Genomic DNA, 14,778 nt, shown 5'->3' with positions numbered 1-14,778 from the left:
AGGGAGACGCGAATTGCTCAGCGATACCTCAATCGAAGTGCGCACGGCCAAGCCGAGCCTCCTGCTCCGCGCGATCAAATGGCTGATGGCAAAGCGCAAGCCTGTCTTCCCGCATACCGCGCAAGGGTTCTCGGAAGATATGGCGCAGCGCGATTTGCCGAAAGACGCGCCCATGCCCGCCAAATTCGAAGACAGGTTCAAGGTGATGCGCTGGGAGGCGGTCGGTCAGCCGGTTGTGACGCTGCATCCCCGCTCCGGACCCGGCCAATGGCACATGGTGTATTTTCACGGGGGCGGCTTCGTGCTTCCGATGTTCAAGGAGCACTGGCCGCTTGCCGAGGCGATAGTGGACCAGCTTGGCGTCAGCATCACCTTGCCGCTGTACGAAGTGGTGCCGGAAAGCTCGCATGAAGCGCAGGACTCGCTGGCCGATGCGGTGTTTGCCAAACTCGCTGCCTCGCATGATCCCTCGCGTATCATCCTCAATGGCGATAGCGCAGGCGGTCACATGGCGCTGAGCCTTGCGCTGCGGCTGGCGCTGCAGGCGGGCCGCAGCCGGGCAAGTTGGCATTGTTCGCGCCCTGGCTCGACGTGACCATGCAGGACAAGGCCATGCTCGCAGTCGAACCGCATGACATCATGCTCAAAGTAGGCACCTTGCGCGCTTGCGGAGAAATGTTCGCTGGGGACCGCGATCCGGCCAGCCCCGAGTGCAGCCCGCTATTCGCCCCGAAGGACGATCTCGCGCTGCTTCCACCGACCCGGATATGGACCGGGCGCCACGACCTTTTCATCATCGACAGCCGCATCTTTGTCGGAAAATTGCGCGATGCGGGAGTGGATGCGAAGCTCTACGAATATGAAGGCGCGCCGCATGTCTTCATGGCGGTGACACCGACACGCGAAGCAAAGGACACCTTGAGATTACTGGGCGAATTTATCGCTGCCTAGGCTGCGAAACGCTCGCCCACCATTTCCTCGCTGATCGCCCAGAGCTGGTCGGCATTACCCTTGTCGAGAGCGTAACTGCGGACACCCTTGTTCGAGGATTCGTCATCGATCTCAGCCACGTGGCAATCCTCGCAATAAACGCCGCCCATGCCTTCGAGTTCAGGGGCGGTGGCCGCCCAGCACTGCGTCGCTGCGCCTTGCGGGACGGATTTCCAGGCGAAGTCGGGATCGCTTTGGGTGACCCGGTCGATGAGCGCCTGCGCCTGCTCGTCGCTCAGGTGTCGGCCGAGATTGGTATCGATGCCGCCGGGATGGACGGCATAGGCATGGATGCCCTTGTCCGAAAAGCGCTGCTCCAGACCCACCGAGAACAGCACATTCGCGGTTTTCGATTGGCCATAGCTGAGCCAGGGATCGTAGGCCGTATCCTGGAAGTTCGGATCATCGAGGTTGGCGGGAGAAATATGGTGACTGCGGCTCGACAGGTTCACGATCCGCTTGCCTGCGCCTTGTTCGATCAGCGGCATCAATTGCTTGGTAAGCAGGAAATGGCCGAGATGATTGGTGCCGAACTGCGTTTCGAACCCGTCGGCGGTGGTGCTTTTCGGGCGCGCCATTACTCCCGCATTGTTGATGAGGACGTCGATCTTGCCAAACCGGCTGCGTGCCTCGGTGCCGCAGCTTCGCACGCTTTCGAGTGAGCCCAGATCGCAAATAATCGTGTCGATAGCGCCATTTTCGTGATCCTTGCGGATCGCAGCGACAGCCTCGTCCAGTTTCGCTTGGCTTCGGCCTGCAAGGACAACATGTGCGCCTCTCGCGGTCATGGCTCGCCCCGTTTCCAGGCCGAGACCGGAATTGCCGCCGGTGATGAACACCGTCATGCCCGCCATGTCCTTGCCCATCAGGACTTCGTCCGTGGTCGATTGCGCGCCAAAATCGCTCATGCAGTTCGCTCCAGTTTCGCCATTGCACCGAGGTAGCGTCATGCCCGCGATTGGGTTAGTCCTTCAACTCATGAAAACACTCATCCCCCTTTTCGTCACCGTTGTCCTCGCTCTCGCATTCCCCGTGCACGCTCAGGACGAGGCCGAGCCGCGCTGGTCCATCGCCATTCATGGCGGAGCGGGCACTCTCGATCCCGACGCCATGACGCCCGAGCGCCGCGCCGCTTACGAAGCGGCGCTGCAAAATGCGCTCGATGCCGGACAGGCGGTCTTGTCAGGCGGCGGGAGCGCGATGGACGCGGTCAAGGCGGCGATCATCCCGCTTGAAGACGATCCGCTGTTCAATGCCGGGCGCGGCGCGGTGTTCACATGGGAAGGGCGCAACGAGCTCGACGCCTCGATCATGGATGGCAGCGACCGGAGTGCAGGCGCGGTGACGGGTGTGACCACGATCAAGAACCCCATTCTGCTCGCGGACAAGGTTCGCACGGACAGCCCGCACGTCTTCCTCATGGGCGAAGGCGCGGAGGAGTTCGCTGGTGAGCAGGACCTCGAAACCGCGCCGCCGGAATGGTTTGCGACCGAGCGGCGCATGGAATCGCTTGAACGGATGAAGGCACAGGAATTGTCAGCGCTCGATGTCGATCACAAGTTCGGGACGGTCGGCGCGGTGGCGCTCGATATGGAAGGCAACCTTGCGGCGGGCACCTCGACCGGCGGCATGACTGGCAAACGCTGGGGCCGGATTGGCGACGCACCGGTGATCGGCGCGGGAACCTATGCAGACAATCGCAGCTGCGCGATATCGGCGACAGGATGGGGCGAATTCTTCATCCGTGTGGGCGTTGCGCAGGAGATTTGCGCGCGGCTGCGTTTCGTGGAAGCGACAAATTATCTTGGGACGCAGCCGGGTGAAGTGAGCGACTTGCAAAAGACTGCCACGATCCAGCAGACCGCCGACGCCGTCATGTCCGAAGTCAAGGAACTCGGCGGCGATGGCGGGGTGATCCTCGTCACACCCGATGGGCAGGCTCTCTACAGCTTCAACACCACCGGCATGTACCGGGGCCGCGCGACGAGTGACGGGGTCAATGAAGTGGCGATTTTCGCCAAAGAATAACTCTCGATTATCGCCCGGCCCGTATCCGCGCGCCTCCGGAATCGGTCGCATCTCGCGCCAGGCCGCCGAAAATGTTTCTCGCAGCAGGACTAGAAGGGGAACGCGCGGTCCCGCTTCACGAAGTCGGCAATCACGCCGCCCACTTGCGCCAGGGCGCTTTCCGCCGCCGGGTCCATCCCGTCATGCGTTTGGCGGGCCCTGAAATAGGTCGCGAAACTTACGGGGGCATGGCCCTTCGGCTCCGCGAAGCCGATATCGACATAGAGGCTGCCCATTCCGGGCCAGATCGACGTGCCGGTCTTGTCCCCTGCGCGCCAATCGTCAGGCAGTCCGGCGCGCACGCGCCTCGCTCCTGTCGCCGTATCGACCATCCACTGCCTGAGAGTCTCACGTTCCGCTTCGGGAAGGACGTCGCCGTGCGTAAGCTTTGCCAATGTCCGCGCCATTGCTGCCGGAGTGGTCGTATCGCGCACTTCGGGGACGGGCACATTGTTAAGCGCAGGCTCGATCCGGTCGAGCCTGCTGACATCGTCGCCAATGCTGCGCCAGAAAGCGGTCAAGGCTGCGGGGCCGCCGAGTTCCCGCAGCAAGATGTTGGCGGCAGCATTGTCCGAGTATTTTTGAGTAAATTCGGCAAGCTCCTTCAGAGTCGCACCTTCGGCCAGTCGCCGGGTTGTGAAAGGCGACACGAACATCAGGTCGTCCTCGCTCCACGAAACACGGCGATCGGCGTCGATCTGACCTGCGGCGTCACGCGCCAGAACCATCGCTGCAAGCGAGAGTTTGAATGACGAGCAGTGGCCAAAGCGCCGGTCGCGGTTGAGCCCGATTGAGGCGCCGCTTGCCGTGTCGAGGATTTCCGCGCCCAGCATGCCGTCCGCGGCGGCCTCGATAATGCGCAGCTTTGCGGTAAGCCGCCCCAGCGGGCTCTGATCAGGCGGGAGGCAGGCAGAAGCGCCCAGCGCGAGGCTTCCGCCCAGGATTGCGCGCCGGTCGAAGGTCACAGGTGCTTCTCCATGCAAAGGCTGAATTCGTCGGACACGTAATCTCCGAAAGCGTCGCACTCGGTAAAGCCATGTTTTTCGTACAGGCGGACCGCTGGCAGGAACGGTGCAGGGCGGCCTGTCTCAAGACCCAGCCACGTGTACCCGCGCTCATTGGCGATAGCGATCAGGTGCTCCAATAGCAGTTTACCGGCGCCTTTGCCGCGATATTCGGGCGAAGCTCTCATCGCTTTGAGTTCGCCGCGCTTGTCGCCGAGCTGCTTGAGCGCGCCAATGGCGGCGAGCCGATTACCGTACCTGACTGTGAAGAAGGTCACGTCGGGTGCGCGGAGCCGCTCTGGCGGCAAGGAGTGCACCTTGCAGGCGGGCGACCAGCTGTGCATCTCGTCCAGGTGAAGCTGCAGCAATTCGAGCACATCCGGGCGTTTCAGATCATCCTGCTCGATGGTGAAGCGGGTCACGAGAACTTGTCCGCCTTGCGCTTGCCAAAGCGCATGTTCCCTTCGAGCCTGGCGCGCAGCTGCCCGTAGAAAGCCTCGAGGAATGCGCGTTCATCACCGGCGCCGGGATCCCAGCCGATCTTCTTGCAGATTGTCGCGTGCACGGCAGAAAGTGCGTCCGGCTGGCCATCGCGCAGCATCCGTTCGAGCGTTTGCAGCTCGCGTTCGCCGTAGACCGACAGCTCATCGTCGCCGAATTCGTAGTGAACGCCTGTGACCTCGCTCGATTTTCGCGCGGCGGCGCCCTGTGTCGAAAGCGCATCGGCCAGCTTGGTTCGCGGCGCTTCGACCACCCAAGTGCCCGCGATCACGTCGCCTGCTCGCAGCGCATCCTTGTTGAAAAAGGGAAACGCCATGAAAACGAGGAACCAGATTGCCCCGGCAATGCCGAAACTGCCTGCATCGCCGCTCGGTGCGACCATGAGAAATACCAGCGGCATGAACAATTCGATGTCGCGCAGCAGGTTGCGGGCGATCACGGCTTCGGGTGTGAGACGCCCGCCGCCGCGCGCAGCGACGCGAATGCCGACCGCCCGCTTGCCGAACGTCGCACCGCGCGGGCCCAGTTCCATAGCGAGAAAATAGCCATAGCGCGCGAGGAACAGGATCAGGATAAGCAGGATGAACAGGAATTCTCCGGCGCCTGAAATGCTGTCCTCCGCGGCATTGACCGCTTCTTCGAACAGACCGCCTGCGACCAGCATCAGAAACAGCTGGATCAGAAACAGACCGAGAAAGATGATCGTGAAATCGAGGATCAACGCGCCCAGCCGCGAACCGCGCGAGGCGATCGTCACTGGGACCGCGATACCCTCTGGTGTCAGCAGCACGCGCTCGCGCTTGTTCGCCCGGTCAAGAACGGGATTTGCCGCATTCATGCCTCGTCCTCCTCCACCCGTTCGGGGCGGTACAGGAAGAAGTAGGCGAGCCAGAAGACGAGGAACATGCCTCCGATCAGGAAGCGGCTTTCTGCGCCGCCAACAAGCTGGCGCGGAAAGGCTTCGAGCAGAGCGGCAATGACCATCATCAGCACGACGCCAACCATCACGACGGCGCTGCGGCGACCGCTTTCCGATGCTGCATCGAGAATGGAGCGTGTTCCCGGAAACGCCATCGAACGGCCAATATGCAGACCCGCTGCGCCGGAGAGCAATATGCCGAAAAGCTCGGTCGTGCCGTGCACGCTCAACCATGCGGCGAATTCCACCCCGAGGCCTTGTCCCGCGAACAGCCACACCATCGCGCCAAGCATTGCCATATTGTGGATGAGCAACATCAGTGAGGGTATGCCGAACGCGAGATCCAAGTGCGAAGGCGAGGATGCAGACGCCTGCATTGTTGCTGAAAAGATAGGCGGCAAAGGCTGACAGCCCGCCGGCGCTGTTTTCAACCTCGAGCGTCTCCAGCAGCACGTCGCGGCTTGCGCCCGGCACTCGGCTATCGGCGAGGCCGGTCGGGACGAGGCGGTAATACCAGTCGGTGTTCTGCGCAACGAGAAGCCAGCCCACGACAGCGCCTGCCACCATCACGAACAAGGCGATGCACACATCGAGCCAGATTTCGCGGACCGCCCGGCTCCAACCGCCGAACAGGAACTCGCGCAACCAGCCGAACAAGCCCTTGCGCGGCCCATAGACCTGAAACCACGCGCGCTGGACGAGGCTTTCGAGATAGGTGAGGGTTGCCGCATCAAGCGAGGTCTCACGGGCGACCGACAGACTGGATGCGGCGGTGCGATAGAGCGTCGGGAGTGCCAGCAGGTCATCATCGCCAATCTTGCGCAGCCCGCCGCGCTCCATGCGTGTGACAATCTCTTCAAGCCGCCGCCAATCGCTCTCCCGCTCCAGGCGGAATCGGTCGGATCGCAGCGCGGCATTCTCGATATCGGCGGGCGCGGCAATCTTGCTTCGGCCAAACCACGATCCGATGCGGTCTGTAACCGAATTCGAGGCAGTCGGGGCGTTCATCCGATCGCCTCGCTGTTCTTGATGATGAAATAGCGGTCGATCAGCTGGTATCCGATCTTGTCCCAAGGCGCCTCGATAACATTGACCCCCATGCGCCGCAGTCGCTGAAGCACGATGCTGCGCTGATGGGCGAGAGTGTCGGCGGTTACGCTGCGCGCCAGCGTCGCAATGTCGCCCGGCTCTTCGCCGATGAAGCTGTCGAGTTCGCTATCAGCGATGGTGACGAATAGTACCAGATGCTTCTCCACCAGACGCCCGATGCTTTCGACCATCAACTCAGCAGCGGTGGGATCGGTGAAGTCGGAGAACAAGACGATCAGCGACCGGCGTTTCAGCTTGGCTGTGAGCGTCGCAAGAGCGAGGGTGAAGTTCGGTTCGGCGGCGCTGTAATCGAGCGCGGCTGCCGAGCTTTGCAAGCGGTGGAACGCGCGCGAGATCCGAGATGAATGGCGTCATCACCTGCGGGCGCTGCGCAAATCCGAATAGCGAAACCCGGTCGCCGCCCTTCAGCGCAACGTAAGCGCAGGTGAGCGCTGCCGACACCGCGCGGTCGATACGCGGCATGCCGTCAACCGGCTCGCACATGGCCTGCCCGCAATCGAACGCGAACACGATCTGGTTATCGCGCTCGCTTTCGTTCTCGCGGGCATAGAGATGGTTGTGGCGGGCGCTTGCTTTCCAGTCGATGCGGCGGCGATCCATGCCGGGCTCGTATTCGGACAGCGCCTCGAACTGGGTGCCTTCGCCGCGGATACGGCGGGCGATCAGGCCGGTTTGCGAGTCCTTCAGGAAAGTCTGCAATTCACGGCTGCGCACCGGCGACAGGTCGGGCCAGATGCGGATTTCGTCCGCGAGCGGTCTCGCTACCTGCCGCGCGCCCAATCCGAGCGGGCCGGTCCAGCGCAGCCAGGCATGGGAGATGACCGCCGTGCCGCGCCGCTCGGGATGCAGGTCGAACCCGCCGCTATACCAGGCGCCGTCCTGCGATCGGATCAGGTCCAGCGAAGCCCTGCCGGACCCGCCAAGGCGCGGGTCAAACGCGAGCGCAGCCTCGGGCCTGTTCGCCGACTTGCGCGAAAACCATGCGAACACCTCCACGGGAGTGGACTGGCCTACTTCCGTGTCGGACGGCGCCTGCGCGCTCCATTCCTCGCACGATCCAGCGGAAAGACCATCGAGGACGATCAGGACAATCAGCGCAATCGCAGCGGCTGGCGCAATCACCCACAGCCCCGGGGTAACCGCGGCGATCACGAGCGCAACCGGCGCGAACGCAGCGATCAGCCAGGCTGCGCGCTCTGTCGGTACGAGCGGAAGGTTGGGGCGAAATCGGCTCATCGGGTCAGGGGCCTATCAGCGCGGAGCCTCGGTGCTATCGATTAGCTCTGCCACCAGCGTCTCGATATTGCGGCCCTCTATCTCCGCTGCCGGGCTGAGCGAGAGGCGGTGGCGCAGGACCGGCACAGCCAGCGCTTTCACATCGTCGGGGATCGCATAGGCCCGCCCTGCGAGTGCTGCCCGTGCGCGCGCCGCATTCGCCAGCATAACCGCTGCCCGGGGGAGGCTCCGACCGCCAGCTCGGCATGTTCGCGGGTCGCGCGCACCAACCGGACCACGTATTGCGTGATCTCGTCGGCGACGGTCACATGATCGAGCGCGCCGCTTGCAGCCTCAAGCTTCGCTTGGTCGGCGACGGCAGTGACGCCGAAATCCGCCGGCTGCTGCGGGCCTTGGCGTTTACCGAAATGGGTGACGATGCGAGTTTCCTCGTCCTCATCGGGGTAGGGGACGAGCAGTTTGAACAGGAAGCGATCGAGCTGCGCTTCGGGAAGCGGATATACCCCCTGGTTCTCGATCGGGTTTTGCGTCGCGACGACCATGAACCGCGAAGGCAATTGGTGCGTCTCCCCGTCCAGCGTGACGCGGCGCTCCTGCATCGCTTCGAGCAGGGCGGCCTGCGTCTTGGGCGGCGTGCGGTTGATCTCGTCGCCGAGCAGCAGCTCGCAGAAGATCGGCCCGCGCGTAAGGGTGAACTGGCTGGTCTGGAAGTTGAACAGGTTCGATCCCAGGATATCGCCGGGCAGCAGGTCGGGAGTGAACTGGATGCGCCCGAAATCGAGGCCAAGAGCCGCCGCAAAAGTGTTGGCAAGAAATGTCTTGGCCGTACCCGGCGGCCCCTCCAGCAGCACGTGACCCTCGCTGATCATAGCGACCAGCAAATGGTCGATCATCTCGTCCTGACCGACGACTGCCTTTGCGACTTCAGCGCGGATTGCGTCCGCGAGCGCGCGCAGTTCATCTAGGCTCATGTTCATTTCGCGAGTTTCCCTTCAAGCTCTCTTAGCGCCTGTGCGGCGTGCAGTATTTCTGCTGGTGTATCGGCGCTCTGCAGCCTTGCTGCGCGCTGTGAAAACGGTTCTTCGTCCGGCAGGCGCACGGCCAGTGCGGCGTCTATCGCCTCCGGATCGGGCTTCGAGATGCCCAATATCTGGCCGAGGCGGCGCTGTGAGAGCGCGGTGTAGGGCTCGGCTAGCAAGGCAAACCGCTTGGCCCGCATGATCAGCCCCGCGCCATTGCGCACCAATCGCTTTTTCCCGAAGGTAAGGCCCGGCCCGCCCGCAGCCGCAGGGCCGAAGCGCAGGAATGCACGCCACCCGATAATCAGCATGGCCAGGATCAAGCACAAGGTCGCAGCCAGGAACGGCGGCTGGAAAGCGAGCGTCAACAGGTTCATCGCGCCGCCAAATCCGTTGAGCGTCAAGTCGAACGTGACCGAAGTGGTGTCCCCGTATCCGGCCTCTCGCACCAGCGCGAGCGCGGCCTTCGCGCGCTCGGGGTCGGCGAGGCCGTAATTGTTCACCAGGTCGGGTTCGACCACGAAAGTCGTCCAGTGCGCATTCTCGTAATAATCGGTGCCTTCTTCACCGAGAATGTGAAGCGCAAGGACGTGGCCCGCGGCATCTGTCACGAGCGCTTGCCGCAAGTCGTCCTCTTCGGTGTAGGCGATTGTCTTCGTTGGTAAATTGCCTTCGTGGTCAAGGCCTTCCCAGTTGGGAACCTCATCCGCTTCGAGGGTCTCGATCTGCTGCTCGAACCGGAACGGCTCTGGCAATTCGCCTGTCCACTTCAATGTCAAAGCCCGGTCGAGCTTGACCCAGCCTTCCTTGAACTCGTCCGCAACCTCATCCGGAATATCGCGCGGCGGCCCGCTAGCCCTCCATTTCGGCAGGATGACGAGCGTCGGTCCCACAAACTCGCGATTTTCGAGGATTTGCCCGAATTCTTCCGCATCGGTGTTCAAATCCGGGGTCAGCACCAGCAAGCCGCTCGTCTCAAGGCCGCTGGGGCTGCGCGACTGGTTTACTTCGTAGCCTTCTTCATCGAGCAACCGGGCCAGCCCGGCATACCCGTTGAGCCCGGTGGCGGAGGCATGGGCCGCGCCCCTGTTGCCGGGATCGCCTGTGTCACCGGCGCTGATGAAATAGAGCATGGCGATAAACGCGGCGAAACCTGCGACGACCACGGCGAAGACCGTTTTGCGGTCGAACGGCGATGCGCCGCCTTGTGCAGCGGACGCGCCGCTCATGATTCGTGCCCAATTCGAACGAGCGCGAAATCGGCATAGGCAGCGCGGGCGGTTTCCCAGTCGGCGGCATCGAGCGAGCGGAGCGCGAACAGACTTCGCTCGACCCGTTCCGAAATCGTAGCGAATGCCGCGCGCGCCGCCTCCGACAGTGCTGGAAGCGCCGCCAGTTCCCTTGCGGTGCTAGACGGTTCGACCCAGTCGGGCCGTGCCGCCGCGATCTGGCTCACGCTTCGCTGCAGCAGCATGTGCGTCGCCTCGTCGAAACGCCCGTCGGCTGCCAGTCGGTCGGCATCCTCGAGCAGGGCAAGACTTTCCGTGCGATCGGGTTGCCAATCAGGCTCTTGTTCGGCTTCCCTGCTTTCTCGTTTCTTGCTCGCCAGCGGGCCAAATGTCTTCGCCAGCAGGTAGAGGACAAAGGCAATGAGCGCGGCAAGCAGCACCCATTTCAGCCAAGGCCATGATGACCCGAGAAAGCCGCCGACCGGTGCAAGCGCATCGCCAAGAAACTCGAACAGCGCCCGCAGCGCCCTTTCGAAGAAATTCGGCGGCTCGATCACCGGGGCGGGGATATCGATGGGTTCGAATTGGAGGTCGCTGTCGCCGCGCACACCTTCCCAGCTCTCAGGCACCGGTCCGGAAGTGGTGGCTGCGGAGGAGGGCTGGATTTCGGCAGGAGAAGTGGGCGCCGCATAGGTCATTCAGCGCATGTGGTGGCACGGCTCCCATACGGGCGCAACAGGCGAATGCCGCTTTGCCACACGGCAATGGTTAACCGCGTGCGCGCCCTTGTTCATAGGTTCCGAGCATCCGCAACTCTTTCGAATGAAATGCACATTCCTCCAGCGCGCGATCGACCGCGGGATCGCCGGGCGCGCCCATGATGTCGGCGTAGAATTTCGACGCGGAAAAGCTCGCGCCTTCCTGGTAGCTTTCCAGCTTGGTCATGTTGACGCCGTTGGTCGCAAAGCCGCCGAGGGCCTTGTACAGCGCCGCCGGAATATTCTTCACCTCGAACACGAATGTCGTGATCGCCTGTTTGCCCGCGAGGTCTTCGGGCGACAGTTGGTCACCAGCGAGAACCACAAACCTCGTCATGTTGTCGGCGCTGTCCTCGACATGGGTTTCCGCGATGTCGAGGCCGTACAGTTCAGCGGCGATCGATGGCGCTATGGCGGCAAGCTTGGGGTCGCCTTTCTCCGCCACGAACGCGGCTGCCCCCGCCGTGTCTGCATGACTGAGCGGCACGATACCGCGTTCGCGCAGGAACAAACGCGACTGGCCGAGCGCCTGCGGATGGCTGTAGGCGGCCTCGAACGGGCCTTTGCCAAGACCCATCAGCGCGTGGTGGATCGGCATGAAATATTCGCCAACGATGGCGAGGCCGCTTTCGGGCAGCAGAAAGTGAATGTCAGCGACGCGCCCATGCTGCGAGTTTTCAATTGGAATGATTGCCTGGCCCGCGCGGCCATCCTTCACCGCCTCAAGTGCATCCTCGAAGCTGAAACACGGTAGGGGCAGCGCATCGGGGCGGGCCTCTTTCGCGGCACGGTGCGAATTGGCGCCGGGCGAGCCCTGGAAGGCTATGGCGCGTTCAGGCTCGGCCTCGGCGGCGGCGCGAAGCGTGTCGACAAGGGCGAGGGCTGGTCCGGGAAAACTGCGCATAATTGGCAGCGGTGCTAGAGCGGCGCGGACCGCGCGGCAAGCCTGCTTGCGCCGTCCGCAACAAATGATGTCGCTATCGCTCTTGCCTAGGGACGTAGGCGGCATTAATGGAGCGCCGGGATGACACAGGAAAACTCTTCAGACGCGAGATCCTGCCACGGAAAACAGTGGCGGCGATCTCTTCAACACCGCTGCCGGATGGGTTCTGTTCGCAGCAGGACTGGGCCTCGGCCTCTCGATCCTGAGCGACAAGTTCTTTCACGGCTACGATCCGGAAATGCCGGAGCAGCCCGGCTACTTCATCGAAGCCGCTGAAGAAGAGGGCGCGGCACGAGCCTGAAATGACGATGGCCGCTGCACTCAACATGATGCCGCAGGACGAGCTCGTTACCAAGGGCGAGAAGGTCTTTGCCAAGTGTCAGGCGTGCCACAACGTGGCGCAGGGCGGCCCTAACGGGGTCGGCCCGAACCTGCATGCGATCATGGGCGCGCCGTTCGCCAGCAAGGCTGGCTTCAACTATTCTTCGGCACTTTCCGGCGCGAGCGGGAACTGGGGCTGGGAAGAAATGAACGAATGGCTGCTCAACCCGAAGCGCTATATCGAGGGCACTTCGATGAGCTTTGCCGGTCTCGGCAAGATCGAAGACCGCGCGGCTGTCGCGATGTATCTCAACGCCAATGGGTCCGGCCTTGCGGTTCCCGAATATGTGGAAGAGGCAGCGGCTGAAGAAACGCCCGATGCTGAAACCGAAGGCGAAGCGGAAGGCGCTGCCGAGGCCGAGGCCGAGCAGGATGCGGCGGCAGAAATCAACGAAGTCGCAGCGGTACGAGTAAACTCTTTTCAGGTGGCCGCGCCTAATCGCGGCCCTTGAACCCCTGAGCAACGACGTACCATTCGGATGAGCCTTTGCGGCTCGCCGGCGGTTTTGCGTGTTTGACGCTCTTGAAGTGCTGTTTGAGCAGGTTCAGCAATTCAGTGTCCGTGCCGCCCGCGAGCACTTTTGCCACGAACGCTCCGCCCTTTTCGAGCGTTTCCGCCGCAAACCAGGCGCCCGCTTCGACCAAGGCCATGGTGCGCAGGTGATCGGTCTGCTTATGGCCAACGTTGTTTGCTGCCATGTCGGACAGGACAAGGTCGGGCGGCCCTTCGAGCGCTTCTTCGAGCACTGCGGGCGCGGCCTCGTCCATGAAATCCATTTCGAATATCGTGACGCCTTCGATGGCGTCGGTCGGCAGCAGGTCGATGCCGACGACCTTGGCTTTCGGGGCCCTGGCGCGCACGACCTGTGACCACCCGCCGGGGGCTATGCCCAGATCGACCACCCTCTTCGATCCCCGGATAAGATTGAAACGGTCGTCCAGCTCCAGCAGCTTGTAGGCCGCGCGGCTGCGATAGCCGTCTGCCTTGGCCTGCTTGACGTAAGGATCGTTGAGCTGCCGCTCGAGCCAGCGTGTCGATGACGCCGTGCGCTTCTTCGCAGTCCTGACGCGGCGGTCAGGGTTGCGGCCTGAACGCGTCACGCGCCGCTCTGCCCGGATCGTGTATCCTTGAGCGCCTTGAGCGCCCGCTCGCTTTGCCGCTCGGCTGCCATCAGGCTGCGCAGGATGCCTTCGCGGATGCCCCTGTCGGCAACGCCAAGCCGCTCGGCAGGCCAAAGATCGAGGATCGAATCGAGGATAGCGCAGCCAGCCACGACCAGGTCTGCCCGGTCATGGCCGATACAGGGCAATTCGCTGCGCTCAGCCGGCGACATACCGGACAATTGCTCGCTGATGGCGCGCATGGCAGCCGAGGGCACGATCAAACCGTCGACAGCCTTGCGGTCATAATGCGGCAATTCGAGATGGAGGCTGGCGAGCGTGGTCACCGTTCCGCTCGTGCCGAGCAGGCGGATATCGTCCTCGGTCGCGGAACCTGCAATCCGGTCCGCAAACGGAGCGAAGCTGCCCGATACGATCTCCCGCATCTTGGCATAGCGATCCAGCCGGGCTGCACGAGTGTCTTCGCCCCTGCCGACCGTGTCGGTAAGCGAGACAACGCCCCAGGGGACGCTCTGCCAGTCGATGATGCGCGGGATCTTGCCGCCGGGTTCGAGCAATACGAGCTCGGTCGATCCGCCGCCGATGTCGAATATGACCGCCGGTCCCTGACCATTCTCGAGCAGGATATGACAGCCCAGCACGGCCAGCCGCGCCTCTTCCTCGGCGGTGATTATGTCGAGCACTATCCCGGTTTCCTCGCGCACCCGTTCGATGAACTTGGGCCCGTTGGCTGCTCGCCGGCGCGCCTCGGTAGCGACCGATCTTGCGAGGCGAACATTGCGGCGGCGCAATTTGTCGGCGCACACTGAAAGTGCACCGAGCGCGCGGTCCATAGCTTCGTCCGACAATCGCCCGGACTTGGCCAGATCCTCGCCCAGCTTCACCACTCGGCTGAACGCGTCGATGACTGTGAAATCGCGGCCCGATGGGCGCGCGATGAGCAAGCGGCAATTGTTCGTGCCAAGGTCGAGCGCAGCATACGCTTCGCCCGGCCGGTGAGGGCGCTTGCCATTGTGCTTGGAAATTGATGCCGAAGTTCCGCGTGCACGACCATCGGCCTTGCGGTCGCAGTGGGCTTCATCACGCTGGAGGGGACGCTTGTAGCGAAAATCGGCTACCTTGCCGGACTTGCCGCCCCCGTTCTTACCAGCACTCCTGTCTTCGTCCGGCGGAAGCATGTCCGCCATAATACTATTTCTTTCATACCACTCGTGTTGTCGTTGCACGAGCACCTGAAACAAATGCTAACCGAAGCGGGAACAGAGAGCAAGCAAACGAGTGCGCCGCCGATCCGGCCGGCTTCTATTGCGTGCAGGGAGCCGCTCCGCAGCGCACGAAGCCTTGACCTTGCCTCTCGCCAAAACTAGGAGGCGCGCTCGCAAAGCAAGAGTCGCACTATCGACCTGCCGCGCACTGCCCCGTCGTCTAATGGTAAGACTACGGACTCTGACTCCGTCAATTGAGGTTCGAATCCTCACGGGGCATCCATTACCTAACTA

General features: G+C 62.7%; 11 protein-coding genes, 1 tRNA gene and 4 pseudogenes. 4 read left to right on the top strand and 12 right to left on the bottom strand.

Features of this window, described 5'->3' with window-relative positions; all coding sequences use genetic code 11:
- The first annotated feature begins 85 nt into the window (after positions 1 to 85).
- Positions 86 to 951: pseudogene (locus AC0L39_RS14470) on the top strand (alpha/beta hydrolase).
- On the opposite strand, the gene AC0L39_RS14465 reads toward AC0L39_RS14470, so the two are convergent.
- The gene (locus AC0L39_RS14465) at positions 948 to 1,898 is read right to left on the bottom strand and encodes an SDR family NAD(P)-dependent oxidoreductase (protein WP_473258914.1); all 951 of its coding nucleotides are present in this window, start codon (positions 1,896 to 1,898) and stop codon (positions 948 to 950) included. The pseudogene AC0L39_RS14470 and the gene AC0L39_RS14465 sit on opposite strands and share 4 nt — an antisense overlap.
- A gap of 70 nt (positions 1,899 to 1,968) precedes the next feature.
- Here AC0L39_RS14465 and AC0L39_RS14460 point away from each other — a divergent pair, with 70 nt between their 5' ends.
- Positions 1,969 to 3,018 carry an isoaspartyl peptidase/L-asparaginase family protein gene (locus AC0L39_RS14460; protein WP_473258912.1) on the top strand — a complete coding sequence of 350 codons (1,050 nt, stop codon included), beginning with the start codon at positions 1,969 to 1,971 and terminating at the stop codon, positions 3,016 to 3,018.
- An 89-nt stretch (positions 3,019 to 3,107) separates the two neighbouring features.
- Here AC0L39_RS14460 and bla read toward each other — a convergent pair whose 3' ends face one another.
- The 9 genes and pseudogenes from bla to AC0L39_RS14415 form a co-directional block, all read right to left on the bottom strand.
- Entirely contained in the window at positions 3,108 to 4,022 is a 915-nt protein-coding gene (gene bla, locus AC0L39_RS14455) for a class A beta-lactamase (protein WP_473258910.1), read from the bottom strand.
- Positions 4,019 to 4,483: a GNAT family N-acetyltransferase gene (locus AC0L39_RS14450; RefSeq protein WP_473258908.1), complete on the bottom strand. Its 465-nt coding sequence runs from the start codon at positions 4,481 to 4,483 to the stop codon at positions 4,019 to 4,021. The genes bla and AC0L39_RS14450 overlap by 4 nt, the downstream gene beginning before the upstream one ends.
- On the bottom strand, positions 4,480 to 5,400 hold the full coding sequence (locus AC0L39_RS14445; RefSeq protein ID WP_473258907.1) for an RDD family protein: 921 nt from the start codon (positions 5,398 to 5,400) through the stop codon (positions 4,480 to 4,482). Before AC0L39_RS14445 ends, AC0L39_RS14450 begins: the two co-directional genes overlap by 4 nt.
- Positions 5,397 to 6,489 (bottom strand): annotated as a pseudogene (locus AC0L39_RS14440) (stage II sporulation protein M). Before AC0L39_RS14440 ends, AC0L39_RS14445 begins: the two are co-directional and overlap by 4 nt.
- Positions 6,486 to 7,827, bottom strand: a pseudogene (locus tag AC0L39_RS14435) (DUF58 domain-containing protein). Before AC0L39_RS14435 ends, AC0L39_RS14440 begins: the two co-directional pseudogenes overlap by 4 nt.
- Before the next feature lie 15 nt (positions 7,828 to 7,842).
- Positions 7,843 to 8,798: pseudogene (locus AC0L39_RS14430) on the bottom strand (AAA family ATPase).
- A 2-nt stretch (positions 8,799 to 8,800) separates the two neighbouring features.
- A complete protein-coding gene (locus AC0L39_RS14425) occupies positions 8,801 to 10,075 on the bottom strand; it encodes a DUF4350 domain-containing protein (RefSeq protein ID WP_473258905.1) in 1,275 nt (424 codons plus the stop codon).
- Positions 10,072 to 10,773: a hypothetical protein gene (locus tag AC0L39_RS14420; RefSeq protein WP_473258903.1), complete on the bottom strand. Its 702-nt coding sequence runs from the start codon at positions 10,771 to 10,773 to the stop codon at positions 10,072 to 10,074. The genes AC0L39_RS14425 and AC0L39_RS14420 overlap by 4 nt, the downstream gene beginning before the upstream one ends.
- 70 nt (positions 10,774 to 10,843) lie before the next feature.
- Positions 10,844 to 11,737 (bottom strand): prephenate dehydratase, encoded by an 894-nt coding sequence (locus tag AC0L39_RS14415; protein WP_473258901.1) that lies wholly within the window; start codon positions 11,735 to 11,737, stop codon positions 10,844 to 10,846.
- Positions 11,738 to 12,078: 341 nt separating this feature from the next.
- Here AC0L39_RS14415 and AC0L39_RS14410 point away from each other — a divergent pair, with 341 nt between their 5' ends.
- On the top strand, positions 12,079 to 12,609 hold the full coding sequence (locus AC0L39_RS14410) for a c-type cytochrome (protein WP_473258900.1): 531 nt from the start codon (positions 12,079 to 12,081) through the stop codon (positions 12,607 to 12,609).
- Here the strand turns inward: AC0L39_RS14410 and AC0L39_RS14405 are convergent.
- On the bottom strand, positions 12,593 to 13,258 hold the full coding sequence (locus tag AC0L39_RS14405) for an RlmE family RNA methyltransferase (RefSeq protein WP_473258898.1): 666 nt from the start codon (positions 13,256 to 13,258) through the stop codon (positions 12,593 to 12,595). The genes AC0L39_RS14410 and AC0L39_RS14405 overlap by 17 nt on opposite strands.
- Positions 13,255 to 14,466, bottom strand: coding sequence for a Ppx/GppA phosphatase family protein (locus AC0L39_RS14400; RefSeq protein ID WP_473258896.1), 1,212 nt, complete (start codon positions 14,464 to 14,466; stop codon positions 13,255 to 13,257). The genes AC0L39_RS14405 and AC0L39_RS14400 overlap by 4 nt, the downstream gene beginning before the upstream one ends.
- Positions 14,467 to 14,693: 227 nt before the next feature.
- On the opposite strand from AC0L39_RS14400, the gene AC0L39_RS14395 reads away from it, so the two are divergent.
- A tRNA-Gln gene (locus tag AC0L39_RS14395) sits at positions 14,694 to 14,767 on the top strand.
- The last annotated feature ends 11 nt before the right edge of the window (positions 14,768 to 14,778 follow it).

Source organism: Erythrobacter sp. K21-9 (assembly GCF_055808355.1).
Note: the sequence above shows the minus strand (reverse complement) of the source record. Positions and strands in the feature narration are given on the sequence as shown.

Excerpts from the sequence above, each read along its gene's own strand:
- AC0L39_RS14415 (WP_473258901.1), bottom strand. The coding sequence starts at position 11,737 with ATGCGCAGTTTTCCCGGACCAGCCCTCGCCCTTGTCGACACGCTTCGC.
- AC0L39_RS14460 (WP_473258912.1), top strand. The coding sequence starts at position 1,969 with ATGAAAACACTCATCCCCCTTTTCGTCACCGTTGTCCTCGCTCTCGCA.
- AC0L39_RS14410 (WP_473258900.1), top strand. The coding sequence starts at position 12,079 with ATGACGATGGCCGCTGCACTCAACATGATGCCGCAGGACGAGCTCGTT.
- AC0L39_RS14420 (WP_473258903.1), bottom strand. The coding sequence starts at position 10,773 with ATGACCTATGCGGCGCCCACTTCTCCTGCCGAAATCCAGCCCTCCTCC.
- AC0L39_RS14425 (WP_473258905.1), bottom strand. The coding sequence starts at position 10,075 with ATGAGCGGCGCGTCCGCTGCACAAGGCGGCGCATCGCCGTTCGACCGC.
- AC0L39_RS14400 (WP_473258896.1), bottom strand. The coding sequence starts at position 14,466 with ATGGCGGACATGCTTCCGCCGGACGAAGACAGGAGTGCTGGTAAGAAC.
- AC0L39_RS14465 (WP_473258914.1), bottom strand. The coding sequence starts at position 1,898 with ATGAGCGATTTTGGCGCGCAATCGACCACGGACGAAGTCCTGATGGGC.
- AC0L39_RS14445 (WP_473258907.1), bottom strand. The coding sequence starts at position 5,400 with ATGAATGCGGCAAATCCCGTTCTTGACCGGGCGAACAAGCGCGAGCGC.